We start from the raw sequence: 12,967 nt of genomic DNA on the forward strand, positions 1-12,967 counted from the left end.
CTTTAGGCTATTATGCGGTAACGAACGATTCGCGCACCGCGAAGCAGCTAAACCATAATTTGCGACTATTCTAAACGGTCTCCGATCAGCTTTTAAGCACGACAATCCAATGACAACCGACAATATCCGCCTCCGCTCCGAATTTATTAATACAAAAGTCATCGCCAACGATAGCGCCAAACAGCTAGGCGTAGTCAAAGAGCTATTAGTAGACATCGATCGGCGCGAAGTCGTCGCCCTAGGCTTGAGGGACAGCATCTTATCCTTAACCGGAATGCCCAAATATATGTATTTGGAAGTCATTGAAAAAGTAGGCGATGTCGTCCTCGTCCCTCACGATGATGTTATTGAAGATGTCGATGTCGAAGCCTACAGCAAACTAATCGGTTGCGAAGTCATCACCGAAAATGGCGAACTGCTCGGGCGCGTCCGCGACTTTATCTTTAATATCGAAGATGGGCGCGTTGCCTCCCTGGTTATTGCTTCGATTGGGCTGCCACAAATCCCCGAACAAGCAATCAGTACCTACGAATTGCAAGTCGAAGAAATCGTCAGTAGCGGTCCTAATCGCATTATCGTTTTTGAAGGCTGCGAAGAACGCCTGACGCAACTCACCGTCGGACTCCTCGAACGCTTCGGAATTGGTCGTCCGCTCTGGGAACGCGAGGAAGAAGAAGTTTACGGCTACGCAAAACCTGTGGATCCGGCTAACCAATTGGGAACCGGTATCCCCATCAATACGCCCGCCTCGCCCAAACCTATCGAAGCGCGCAAACCCGCTTATGAAAGTACGTGGGATTCGGATGAGTGGGAAGAACCCGAAGCAATCCCGGTTCCGCCCCGACAAGCTGAGAAAGTTCGTTATCGCGAGCGCTACGAAGATGAGGTAGATGAGGAAAATTGGCGCGACGAACGCCGCGATGTTGCCGCTCGCCGCGAAGCCGCCCGCTACGATTACGATGAGAAGCAGGATGTTTGGGATGATGATATCGAACCGGAACCTTATAATCCCCCGAAAGTGAATATCCCCGAACGGACGAAAGCGCCGGAGTATGAAGACGGGTATTAAGTTAATAGTTGCACCGAGCCGCGATCGCTAATTTTTGACGGAGCATAGCAGTAATTATTGCTATGCTCCGTTTAATTTATATTTCTGGTAGGTTAGCTAACCCCAAACTATACAAATTTGTCATTCAAGAATTCACGAAAAAACACGATTTAGAATGATTTAAATTTTAGAAAAAACGGATTAAATTCCGAAATCTCAGAGTTACCGACTGTAGTTCTAAGCCGTTAAAAACTCTAATTCGATTGATAAGATTACAAGCAATGATTAAAAATGTGTGGCTTTGCCTATTGTGTGGGTCTTTACTGATTGTTGGTTGTGCGAGTTATAACTCCAGCAACGGAGCAGCTAAACCAGAGAACCCAGCCGATACGCGAAAAGAGGGCGTAGCACCTACGCCTAATACCAATAACGAATTGCGCGTGCCGCTAAGCGGATCCCTGCGGGATCGCATCGAACAAATCTCTCAAACCGCTCGAGGGAAAGTTGGAGTTGCTGCCACAGTCCTAGAAACTGGGGAGTCCGTTACTTTAAACGGAAATCTGCCATTTCCGATGCAAAGTGTTTACAAGTTTCCGATTGCGATGGCTGTTTTGGCTGAAGTAGACCGAGGAACCCTAAAACTCGACCAAAAGATTCGGCTTGAAGCAAGCGATATTGTCCGCGAGAGCGTGGTTCTCAATGAAAAGTCGCAAGGAAAGGAAGTCAGTATAGCTGAATTGTTGCAGTATATGGTTTCTGAAAGCGATAGCACTGCTTGCGATGCGCTGTTACGACTTGTTGGCGGACCGCAGCACGTGACTGAATATTTACGCGATCTTGGCGTTAATGACGTTGTTGTTGCGAATACCGAGAACGAAATTCAGTTCGGTACGGAGCCAGGATTGCAGTATCGTAACTCGGCTACACCCGAGGCCGCCGTTAATTTATTACGAGTTTTTCATGAAGGGCAAGGGCTTTCAGAAGCCAGTCAAGCGTTACTCCTCAAATGGATGGTAGAAAGTCCGACAGGCGCACGCCGTATCAAAGGACTGTTACCAGAGGGAACGGTTGTAGCCCACAAAACCGGAACTTCAGCGACGGTTGATGGCGTAACGGCTGCAACTAATGATGTGGGAGTTGTGACGCTACCGAATGGAAAACATCTCGCGATCGCGGTTTTTGTTTCAGATTCGACGGCTAACGGTACAATCCGCGAAGAAACGATCGCTAAGATTGCTCGAGCGGTATGGGATGAATGGAGCAAATAGCAACTATAGCTTTAATCCCCAACTTCTTAAAGGATATTAAATTCAGTTAAGGTTAAGGGCGATCGCGATTATAGCGACTAATGAGATCGCACCGATTGCTCGACGGAAGTAGTTAACCCCCTCAAAAGTTTCCTCCCAAGCCCAAGTGAACCAAGCACCGAAGGCGATTAAATTGAAGACTGTGTGGATTTGACCGGTTGCAAGTACGGAGCGAAGCACGGTTGCTACTATCCCAACAATCATGGGTAAGTTGGGAGGTTGAGCGATAACGATCTTGCCTTCACTGTCTCGAAAGATGCGATCGAATAATGTAGGCTTGGTTTCTAGGGTATCGGGATCGCGGTTTAACTGAGATGACATTGGCTCTGGCTTTGAAAATACGACTTGAGAGTTCATCTTAAGGCGGTTCCACAGGACAGCGCCTATACCGGACGTTAGATTTTATCGTGCGGTATAGCCTGTCTCAAATATTGGGCGATCCCGCAGGGATCCGCGTAGCGGCACGCGCGATACCCGCTCCGGCGCGATCGCTCTTTCGATAGCAAACAGCCCTCGAATTTTGTATCTCGAATTAGATACTATTAAATGTCTTTTGTCAAGACAAAAACACTGCCTTGATTGCCCCGTCCGATCCGAAGTTCGTTATCGAGATAAGTGATTTCGAGCCATCCTTGGCGATCGCGATCGCCAATATTAAAATCGATCGGCGAAAACTTTTTCCCCACTTCAATTTGTTTGACCATTTCTCCCGGCGACTGGTAGCCCAGAAAACGCTGTAAACCGACGATCGCGCGCTCGAATTTGACGTTAACGCGGCGTTCGGAAATGACCTCCAAATTCGCAGCAACGGCAACCAATCCTTCCAACCACGGCAACCCGATAATCTCGGCCAGATTATAAATTTTTCCCGAATCCGTGCGAATGCACTGGTACACTTGTCCGAGTTTAAAACCGGGAAAGCGATCGAAACCGAGTAATTCTCGGCTGGTGGTATAAAGCAAGCGCCAGTTTCCATCCAAAAGATCGCCGCGCTCGATGGGGTTAGGCGTAGGGTTGCGATCTTCGAGGCGCGCGATCGCAGCCAGAATTTCCACCTTATCCAGTTCGCCAGCTAGCAGTCCGCGATTCTTTCCCGCGATAGTTTTCAAAAGTTCGGTCTTGTCAATCATAAAAATCCTGTTTGTATTCAGAAAACCCGCGTCCCTTAAATCTTTCGGCGATCGTATCAACACCGCTTATCGTTGATAAGAGTTCGTTTTGAGGTTCGTCATCGATCCTAGAATTATCCTTGCAATTTTGCACAATCGGTGTAAACTCTATGATGTCTCTCCTCACAATTGTAAAAAACAACGTACAGTCTATGGAGTCTAATCATTCCGAATCAGTCAAAGACAACAACGTTGATGAATCTCCGTCCGTTCAAAACCGCGCCCTCTCTCAGGAGTCGCGTTACGAACCGGCAACGGTGATCCCTTTAAAACGGGGTGCATCTTTGCTCGATTGGTTGGAAGGAAATGGACGATTGCTGCCGCGCGACAAACAAGAAGAGCCGCGATTTATTTCCGAAATCGAAGAAGACGACATTTCCGGACTGATGGACGACGACGATCGCGATTACGACGGGATCGACGATGATGACGACTTCATCGAGGTAGAGGACTAAAGGCAGCCCGTTTAAATAGATAGAGTTATTTTAAATTTCCGTCTAGCTGTCCTGAAATAGCAGCAATCGTGCGTACAAATTAGGCAAAACGCTTAAACCTAAGAGTTAGGGGTGTGAGTGAGTGGTAGAAGCAAAATTTAATTCGTGGACGGGCATTCCTAGGCTAACAGGAACCTTACTGTTAGTCGGTTTGGCGAGTCTGTTGTATCTGTTTGTTCTGGCTGTTGACGGGACTGGAACTTCGGAAGTTTCCTTAAGCCTGCCTTTTATCGCCTGTGCGATCGCATCTGGGCTGGTGGGCTACGGAACGATTCCCGTCTTACAAAAGTTAAAAACCGGGCAGTTCGTGCGCGAAGACGGTCCGAAAGCACACTTAAAAAAGGCAGGAACGCCGACGATGGGCGGAGTATTCTTCCTCCCCATTGCTGTGGTTGCTGCGTTGTGCTGGTCTCGCTTCGATCTTAACGTCTGTGCGGTTTCCATTGTGACGTTAGCTTACATGGGGATCGGCTTGCTCGACGATTGGCAAGTCTTACGCCTGAAATCAAATAAGGGCATCTCTCCCCGGATGAAACTGATCTTACAAATCGCGATCGCGGTACTGTTTTGTCTGTGGGCGGTTACAACTCAACCGGCGAGTATTACAACGATCGCTTTACCGTTAGGGTTTATGCTGCCCTTGGGTTGGCTATTTTGGGCGATTGCCGGTTTTGCCGTCGTCGCTGAGAGTAACAGTAGCAATATTACCGATGGTGTGGATGGATTGGCTGGCGGCGTAAGCGCAATTGGGTTTCTCGGTTTAGCCGCGATCGTCGCTCCGACCTCGCCCGCCTTAATGTTATTCTGTGCTTGTATGGCTGGTGGCTGTCTCGGCTTTGTCGCCCACAACCGCAACCCAGCTAAAGTTTTTATGGGAGATACGGGATCCCTCGCGATCGGCGGTGCAATGGCTGCCGTTGGCATCGTTTCCCACAATCTCTGGAGTTTATTTATCATCAGTGGCATCTTTTTTGTGGAATCGCTTTCCGTTATCGCCCAAGTTAGCTATTACAAAGCAACAAAAGGACCCGATGGCAAAGGGAAGCGTTTATTGAAAATGGCTCCTTTACACCACCACCTCGAACTTTCGGGATGGACGGAAACGCAAATTGTTGGAGCCTTCTACTTAGTTGAATTTGGTTTGGTGATTCTGGCGTTGGTTTTAAAGTAGAACTGGCGCGAGCCAAAAAGACGCTTTAACCTCAAATTTGTTTGACCATAACTCTCAAACCATCTCGATCGCCGACTGGAACATCTGTTTCAGTCGGTTTTTTATCGGCGCGCAGTTCCACGTGCAGTTAGGACATTTTGTAGGGTGGGCAGCGCCCACCAGCTAAGACTTTGGTGCGTTTATCAACGTACCTTCACGTTTCAAGTAGCACCATATCGGCGCGCAGTTCGACGTGCAGTTCGCTCTCTCCCTCAGACTTCGCCTATAATAACGACATCTAAACAATACTTAATAAAAATAAATACTTCGCCCTTCATAAAACTCCGTCGCCATCTCCCGCATCCTCATGACTTTTAAACTCGTTCGCTCTAACGCTTGGCTATCCTCTGCTGCGCTAATTTCCCCCTTCTTCCTGTGGGGAACGGCAATGGTGGCAATGAAAGACGCAATCCCGAATACAACCCCCTTATTTTTAGCGGGATTCCGGCTAGTTCCCGCTGGGATTTTAATTCTGATCGCGGCAGCCCTCTACGGATTGCCGCAACCCAAAGGGTGGAAAGCGTGGTTGTGGATTGGACTCTTTGCGCTGCTAGACGGGTTAATGTTTCAAGGATTCTTAGCAGAAGGATTGGTAAAGACGGGGGCGGGACTGGGTTCGGTGATGATTGACTCGCAACCGATCGCGATCGCAATTCTTTCGAGTTTTTTATTTGGCGAAGTTATCGGGATTTGGGGCGGTTTGGGGCTAATGATTGGAGCGATCGGGATCGTCTCCTTATGCCTGCCTGAAGCGTGGTTATTCAGCCTGTGGAATCATTCGGGAACCGAGTTTAACCTCAGTTGGCAAAGCTTATTCGAGAGCGGACAATGGTTGATGTTGCTCGCCTCCCTTTCGATGGCAACCGGCACTGTTTCCATCCGCTATGTCTCTCGCCATGCCGATCCCGTCGTCGCCACCGGCTGGCATATGATTTTAGGGGGATTGCCCCTCTGGGCGATGTCCGCCTTGTGGGAAACCGAGCAATGGAACCATCTGGATTTTAATAACTGGATGTCCCTCAGTTACGCGACGATTTTTGGCAGCGCGATCGCCTATGGCGTATTCTTCTACATCGCTTCGAGCGGCAACTTAACTAGCTTTACCGCCCTAACCTTTCTCACCCCCGTTTTCGCCCTCCTCTTTAGCAATCTTTTGTTAGGAGAAGTCCTGACTCCCTTACAATGGGGAGGCGTTTCCCTAACTCTGATTAGTATCTACCTCATCAATCAGCGCGAAAAAATTGCAGCTTTCTGGCAGCGAGTGACTGCGGGAATCCTGGAAATTCCAGAGAGCGAATCGGGCGTATAAACGATTGAATGATTGCCCAAAATCGGGGCGCGATCGACGCAGGACGAGAAGTAGTCCTTATATACCTGTTTTCAGTGCGATCGATCCCGTGCTAAGTTGACGAAATCGGCTTAGGATATCGAGTAAGATCGAGCGAGCGACTCCGAAAAATCTCCGAGTCCGAAACCCGCTTGCATCCTGTTTCAATATCCCACCGTCATATGAGCGATCGCGTCTCTATCCTCATAGCTCTTTATCTCACCTGCTCGAGCGTCGTTTGGGCTGGCAATCCGAAAGTAAGTCTCGCCATTACACTTCCCCTAACTTTGGCGCAAACCAGCAATGCCACCGAATCGAAAGCTTCAACTCTCGAACCGGGCAGCGAAGGCAAAGAAGTGAGAGTTCTGCAACATTTGCTCAAAGAACTAGGATACTTTCAAGGTACGCTCGATGGAGAATACGGCACTGGAACTCAAGCTGCAATCTCCAAATTTCAAGAAAGCAAAGGGTTAGAAGCAACAGGAATTGCTGACGCTAAAACCCAGCAGCAGATTAAAGCGAGCTACGCAGAAAAACAAAAATCTAAAGCCGAGAAGAATGACAAAACATCTAAGAATGCCAAGCAATCTTCCAAAGGAAAATTTCCTTTTACCAAAGGACGCATTATTTTATTTCTTGGGGGTTTAATTACCCTCTCTCTCGGTGGGATCGGATTATTTCTTTTATTGCGCGCCTTCAATAACGCGATGCCCGCTTCAGCCGCCAGCTTTCCCAAACAGACTGACGATGACGAGACACAAATCTTAGAAAGAGAAGAAGAAAGCGAGATTCCTGCACCCGAACCGCTTCCCCTCTCGCAGCCCGAAGCGGATGAGTCAATTTCAGAAAGGTTAGAATCCCCCAAACTCAATGTAGACAGTAGCGAAACCCCGCCCTCCGCTCCGACAAACAACAATAAGCGCGCGTCCGAAACAGAAACTCAAAAAAGCAAGCCTCCAAAATCTGTCAAAACCAAACCCAGTTCCGAAAAATCTCTGGCTGTCAAACAAACGACTCGCCTGCCCAAACTGGATCTCGTCGAAGAACTAATTAAAGATTTGCACAAACCCTCGGCAGAGATTCGCCGCAAAGCCATCTGGGAACTCGCGCAACGCGCCGATTCTCGAGCGGTGCAGCCGTTGATCGGGCTGTTAATTGACTCCGACTCCCAGCAGCGAGGGTTAATCTTAGAAGCGCTCTCGCAGATTGGCACGCGCACCCTCAAACCGATGAACCGCGCCCTCACCATCGCCCTGCAAGATGAAAACGCTCAGGTGCGCAAAAATGCGATTCGAGACTTAACGCAGATGTACGAACTGGTCGCTAAACTGAGTAAGTTACTGTATTTAGCGGCAGACGATCCAGACCCCGAAGTTCAAGATACAGCGCGCTGGGCGCTCAATCAGTTGAATAGCATTCAAATGCCGAACGTTTCCGAGGACGGGGAAGCGGAATAATGCGTAATTCGTCAATCAATACCTCTGCATTTTCAATTTTGACCGACCACCAGGAGCAAAAACGCGATCTCGTCGTTATCCGAGCGGCAGGGCGAGCGAGAGTGTACAATGTAAAGCTGAAATCGCACGAGCCATAACGGGTTTATCCGCAGGCAAAACTGCACTTCCCTCGCACAGCCATCCACCATTTCAGCGCCATGTCAGTCATTACCGAATCCCCCCTCCCAGAAACGACGGAAACACTAGAAGCAACGCTACCCCCCAAAACCGTCCTTACGGTTGAAGAAATCCAAAAATTACTACCGCACCGCTATCCTTTTGCGCTGGTCGATCGCATTATCGACTACGTTCCCGGACAAAAAGCAGTAGGCCTCAAAAACGTCAGTTTCAACGAACCCCACTTTCAAGGGCATTTCCCCGGTCGTCCGCTAATGCCGGGAGTGTTAATCGTCGAAGCGATGGCGCAAGTCGGCGGGATTGTGATGACGCAAATGCCGGGGTTCGATGGCGGACTGTTCGTTTTTGCAGGGATTGATAAGGCGCGCTTCCGCCGTCCTGTGGTTCCCGGCGACCAACTGGTAATGACCGTGGAACTCCTACGTTTAAAAGGTCGTCGTTTTGGGAAGATGTACGGACGCGCAGAAGTGGAAGGTCAGTTAGCGGCAGAAGCTGAGATGCTATTCTCGCTCATTGAATAATATTGCTGCCCTGAAGATGCAAAATTCAAAGCTTGAAATTCAAAATGCTTGTCTGGCAGGCAGATTTTCGATGTTAGGGGGTCGCTAGGTTGACTTTTCCCCTTTACTGAGAGAATCTGGCAAACGGAGCCTCAATTTTGAAGCTTTGCTAGATTTTTGCCACCCCTTGGAGTGAGTTCGGGACTTCAGTACAGTTTGATTTCATTCCCTTTATATCGCAATTTTAACGACCAGTGACCAGCTACTCATTTCCCGTCACCCCTTCCCAAGCCGTGACCGCACCAGTCCATCCTACCGCTATCATTCATCCCGATGCTGAATTGCACCCCACCGTTCGTGTCGGACCTTATGCCGTCATTGGGGAACGGGTAAAAGTCGGGCCGCAAACCACGATTGGACCTCATGTTGTGATTGAAGGACCGACGGAAATTGGGGCGGGGAATCAGATATTTCCGGGGGCAGCGATTGGACTGGAGACGCAGGATAAAAAGTATCAGGGAGCCGATAGCTGGGTTAAAATTGGCGATCGCAACCGCATTCGCGAATATGTCACCATCAATCGCGCTACGGGGGAAAACGAAGTTACGCTCATCGGCGACGATAATCTGTTGATGGCTTACGTTCATGTCGCCCATAATTGCATTATCGAGAACGGCACGGTTATAGCCAATAACGTCGCTTTAGCCGGTCACGTCGAGATCGAATCGCGAGCGATTGTTGGCGGCGTATTGGGGGTGCATCAATTTGTCCGCATCGGCAAGTTGGCGATGATTGGCGGTATGAGTCGCATCGATCGCGACGTTCCTCCTTATATGTTAGTCGAAGGGAATCCGGCTCGCGTGCGATCGCTCAATTTAGTCGGCTTGCAACGCGCCGGATTTGATGCTGAAGTCGTTGCCCAACTCAAGCAAGTATTTCGCAAGTTATATCGCTCTGAAGTCTCTTTCAGTCAAGCCGTTGAAAATCTGGCGCTGTTAGGCAATAGCGAACCCTTACAACACTTACAGGATTTCCTGAAATTATCCCTCTCAGAAGGGCGTAGAGGACCGATTCCGGGCGGGAAATAATGATAATTGACAATGGATAATGGACAATTGATAACGTAGAGAATAATTGATAATTGATAATTGATAATTGATAATTGACAACGTTGAGCCATCGATAGATCGAGTTCTTACAGTATGTCGAGAGTAGAAATTCAGATGTCCTAGCCCAAATGCGTAGTGCTATACAATTTTCCGCACTGTACGACAGCAAATTTCGCGTGCCGCTACGCAGGTTCCTGCGGGATCGCAAATTCTCCAGCAAGCCCTAGCTAAAGCTTGGGCGTGAGGTAGCGAAAAAAGACTAGACATCAACAAAGCAATTAGCGTATCCGAACGTTATCAATTGTCAATTGTCCATTATCAATTATTCAACCGCCCTTTAAGCCAATAAGTCTTCATTTTACCCTTCCCTTTGATTAAAATTTCATCCCGTTCCTCGAAGTAATATTTATCCTTGAGGCGTTTGTAGGTTGCTTCTGCGACTTGAATTTGACCGGGAATGCTAGAAGATTCCATACGCGATGCAACATTAACGGCATCGCCCCAAAGATCGTAAGTAAATTTTTTCAATCCGATCGTACCAGCAACGACAGCACCCGTATTAATACCGATACGAATTTGTAAGTCGATTGTGCGCCATTCGGGGTGCTTTTGGAACTGCGCGATCGCTTCCTGCATATCCAGCGCCATCTCAGCGATTGCCTCAGCATGATCTCGACGCGGAATCGGCAGCCCTCCTACCGCCATATAAGCATCGCCGATAGTTTTGATTTTTTCAATTCCGTGCTGTTCTGTGAGGCGATCGAAAGCCGAGAAAACTTCATTGAGCAGTCGTACTAGCACGATCGGCGACATCTGCTCCGATAGGGACGTAAAATTGGTAATATCTGCGAATAAAATCGTCACTTCTGAGAAACCCCGGGCGATATTTCCTTCGCCTTCTTTTAACTGAGCCGCGATCGCAGGCGGTAAAATATTCAGCAATAGCCGCTCCGACTTTTCCCGTTCCTGCGCCAACTCCTGATTAGACTGCTGTAACTGCGCCGTCCGTTCGATAACCCGCAATTCCAACTCCTTCGACGTTTGCTGCAACCGCCCCAATACCAACACGATTCCCACCACCGCCAACATCGAAACACTCCCCAGTATCAACGACGTATTCTTGAGTTGGGAGCGCGTTTGCGTCACAATCCCGTCAAGAGGTTGAATAATCTCCAAAATCCCCCGCACGTCGCCAACTTTCCAATCCCGTTTCGGCGAATCGGGGTGTGTATTGTGGCAATTCACGCAACTCGGTTCTAAAATATCCGCACGAGCGTAACGAAACGAAGTCCGTCCCCCAACTCGTTCGACGCGGGTAAACCTATCGTCTGGGTACTTTAGCAGGTAATTGAGGGCGCGACGCTCGAAGTTATCCCTAGCACCGCCTGTATCTTTGCGCCAAGGAAACGGATAATCACTGTACAAACGTACCAATACTCCCGGATTATTCTTTTGAATGTGGTTCCCTAACTCGATTAAAAACGTTGCGGGTAATGGAATTGCCCCTTCTGTATTTTTATAATCGTGGGTCACGGTAATCCCTTTGACTTGCTTGGCATGATTCACCACATCCGAACTATACAGAGTTCGCGACTCCGCGATCGCTTGCGCGTAGAGCGAAGCATTTTCTAGCGCTTGAGTTCTAATCAGTTCTTCTGATAGGTGAGACATATTCCAGAGGGTAATCCCGACTCCTGCTGCAAAAAGGAGGCTTAAAACGAGGATTGTTTTGCGGTAGAGTAGTTGCAAGAAAATTGCTAATATCTTCGCCAACGAGCGGCGCATCATGCCAGTTTCTCCAATTTATTTGCAAGCGAGCCATCACCCTCAAGATTTTCATCCCAGCACAGGAAAGACTCACCCCGCTCTATGTTAACTGTTCTCGTTGATAAGCTGCTACGTTGTCCTTACGGACTAGCTTTTGAAGTTTTGGCGATAAAGAAGCGAGATTGAGAATTTTTCAGAGAATACTCAGAATAATTTTCTTGTAAAAAATCGGAGAGTGCTTTTGATTTTAGGAATAAATCGGGGAAGCGATCGAGCAGAACAAAATCAGGTTTTCGCTTCTGAATAACTTTCAGAATAAAGTCACCATCCAAATTTTCAGCAATCACTCTTTTTCGGGATAAAATAGCCGTTTCAGGCGGTGTATCTAATTCAAACTTATGAATAAAATAGGGATTATCCGTCAAAATTATTTTATGAGTTCCTTGGTAATTTTTTAAGATTTCTTCTGCGGGGGAAGAGCGATACTTTTTCGCCTTTACATTTGCGGCTACAAGCGCTGCATTCTGATATCTGCGCGGTTGCGTAGCCGTCACAATCTTGAAAATATTAAAAGTCAGTTGTCCAAAAATCGCTAACAGCATTAAGCCCGGTAAGAGCAACTTTTTTAAATCAACGCTTCCCGCTCTAATCCTACTCAAAGTTGAGGGCAGATTGAAGCGAGCGAGCGTAAGACCAATGAGCCATGCGATAGGAATTGCTAAATGAATATAATAATTCGGCCAAACCGGCAAAGCCTTATAAAAACGTAGAAGATTGAAACTCAATAATAACAACGGGGGGATGAACTGATTTTTTTTTCGATAGGCAAATAACGAGCCAATAATGAAAAGGGCGAGAAGAGCAGGAACGGTATCCTCTTTAAAACCCGTTAAAAGTAGTGTTGATAGGGTTAGGGAAGGATCGGTGCTTTCAAATTTGTCTCCCGCTCCACTATGCAGTAAAATTAAGTGATAATAAGAAAAGGGGAAAATTGTTGTAGAAAACAATGCAAATATTATAATTGAAGTTAAAATCCAAATCACTGCATCCCTCACCTTATCTCTCCATTGCTGTCTTCCGGATGCCCCAATTGCAACCAGTGTAGGTAAAGCTATCAAACCAGACAACTTTACCTCTAACGCGAAAACAAACAAGAAGGCAGATAAAACTAAATAAATGTAGCGCTTTTTTCCTGAACTTCGGTTATATAGAAACATCAGTAATAAACTCAGCATCACTACTGTTACAGCGGGTATTTCGTTGATTACAGACGCTGACAGAAGGATATACTGATATGACACTATAGCGTTTTTCACGTGAGTGAGGTACAGTAACAGCAATGTGTAAACCAGTTACGAAAATCCTGCTCAGTCACTTGAGCATAAGCTTGAGCTAGTGCTTC

12 protein-coding genes and 1 pseudogene are annotated in these 12,967 nt (G+C 47.7%); 8 read left to right on the forward strand and 5 right to left on the reverse strand.

Annotation, left to right across the window (positions count from 1 at the left end; genetic code table 11):
- The first annotated feature begins 109 nt into the window (after positions 1 to 109).
- Together H6G50_RS23425 and bla are read left to right on the forward strand one after the other, a co-directional pair.
- Positions 110 to 1,069 (forward strand): PRC-barrel domain-containing protein, encoded by a 960-nt coding sequence (locus H6G50_RS23425; protein WP_190721951.1) that lies wholly within the window; start codon positions 110 to 112, stop codon positions 1,067 to 1,069.
- Between the two features lie 260 nt (positions 1,070 to 1,329).
- A complete protein-coding gene (gene bla / locus H6G50_RS23430) occupies positions 1,330 to 2,316 on the forward strand; it encodes a class A beta-lactamase (protein ID WP_190721953.1) in 987 nt (328 codons plus the stop codon).
- Between the two features lie 42 nt (positions 2,317 to 2,358).
- Here the strand turns inward: bla and H6G50_RS23435 are convergent, their stop codons facing one another.
- Together H6G50_RS23435 and H6G50_RS23440 are read right to left on the reverse strand one after the other, a co-directional pair.
- Positions 2,359 to 2,676 (reverse strand): hypothetical protein, encoded by a 318-nt coding sequence (locus tag H6G50_RS23435; RefSeq protein ID WP_190721955.1) that lies wholly within the window; start codon positions 2,674 to 2,676, stop codon positions 2,359 to 2,361.
- A 221-nt stretch (positions 2,677 to 2,897) separates the two neighbouring features.
- Positions 2,898 to 3,485: a PAP/fibrillin family protein gene (locus H6G50_RS23440; RefSeq protein ID WP_190721957.1), complete on the reverse strand. Its 588-nt coding sequence runs from the start codon at positions 3,483 to 3,485 to the stop codon at positions 2,898 to 2,900.
- Between the two features lie 191 nt (positions 3,486 to 3,676).
- On the opposite strand from H6G50_RS23440, the gene H6G50_RS23445 reads away from it, so the two are divergent.
- The 6 genes from H6G50_RS23445 (at position 3,677) to lpxA (ending at position 9,777) form a co-directional block, all read left to right on the forward strand.
- Positions 3,677 to 3,979 (forward strand): DUF3134 domain-containing protein, encoded by a 303-nt coding sequence (locus H6G50_RS23445; protein WP_190721959.1) that lies wholly within the window; start codon positions 3,677 to 3,679, stop codon positions 3,977 to 3,979.
- Positions 3,980 to 4,100: 121 nt separating this feature from the next.
- Complete coding sequence (mraY, locus tag H6G50_RS23450) at positions 4,101 to 5,189, forward strand: phospho-N-acetylmuramoyl-pentapeptide-transferase (protein ID WP_190721961.1); 1,089 nt, start codon at positions 4,101 to 4,103, stop codon at positions 5,187 to 5,189.
- 346 nt (positions 5,190 to 5,535) lie between these two features.
- Positions 5,536 to 6,537, forward strand: coding sequence for a DMT family transporter (locus H6G50_RS23455; RefSeq protein WP_190721963.1), 1,002 nt, complete (start codon positions 5,536 to 5,538; stop codon positions 6,535 to 6,537).
- A gap of 200 nt (positions 6,538 to 6,737) precedes the next feature.
- Positions 6,738 to 8,012 carry a peptidoglycan-binding protein gene (locus H6G50_RS23460; protein ID WP_206756596.1) on the forward strand — a complete coding sequence of 425 codons (1,275 nt, stop codon included), beginning with the start codon at positions 6,738 to 6,740 and terminating at the stop codon, positions 8,010 to 8,012.
- Positions 8,013 to 8,209: 197 nt separating this feature from the next.
- The gene (gene fabZ, locus H6G50_RS23465) at positions 8,210 to 8,710 is read left to right on the forward strand and encodes a 3-hydroxyacyl-ACP dehydratase FabZ (protein WP_190721973.1); all 501 of its coding nucleotides are present in this window, start codon (positions 8,210 to 8,212) and stop codon (positions 8,708 to 8,710) included.
- Positions 8,711 to 8,982: 272 nt separating this feature from the next.
- Positions 8,983 to 9,777 (forward strand): acyl-ACP--UDP-N-acetylglucosamine O-acyltransferase, encoded by a 795-nt coding sequence (lpxA, locus tag H6G50_RS23470; protein ID WP_190721979.1) that lies wholly within the window; start codon positions 8,983 to 8,985, stop codon positions 9,775 to 9,777.
- Between the two features lie 339 nt (positions 9,778 to 10,116).
- Here lpxA and H6G50_RS24605 read toward each other — a convergent pair whose 3' ends face one another.
- The 3 genes and pseudogenes from H6G50_RS24605 to H6G50_RS23480 form a co-directional block, all read right to left on the reverse strand.
- Complete coding sequence (locus H6G50_RS24605; protein ID WP_347239990.1) at positions 10,117 to 10,986, reverse strand: adenylate/guanylate cyclase domain-containing protein; 870 nt, start codon at positions 10,984 to 10,986, stop codon at positions 10,117 to 10,119.
- Positions 10,969 to 11,586 (reverse strand): annotated as a pseudogene (locus H6G50_RS24610) (DUF3365 domain-containing protein); the annotation flags it as partial. The gene H6G50_RS24605 and the pseudogene H6G50_RS24610, both read right to left, overlap by 18 nt.
- A gap of 119 nt (positions 11,587 to 11,705) precedes the next feature.
- The gene (locus H6G50_RS23480) at positions 11,706 to 12,800 is read right to left on the reverse strand and encodes a hypothetical protein (protein WP_190721975.1); all 1,095 of its coding nucleotides are present in this window, start codon (positions 12,798 to 12,800) and stop codon (positions 11,706 to 11,708) included.
- Positions 12,801 to 12,967: the final 167 nt, after the last annotated feature.

Source organism: Oscillatoria sp. FACHB-1406, from assembly GCF_014698145.1.
In the GTDB taxonomy this organism is placed as follows: Bacteria; Cyanobacteriota; Cyanobacteriia; order Cyanobacteriales; family Spirulinaceae; genus FACHB-1406.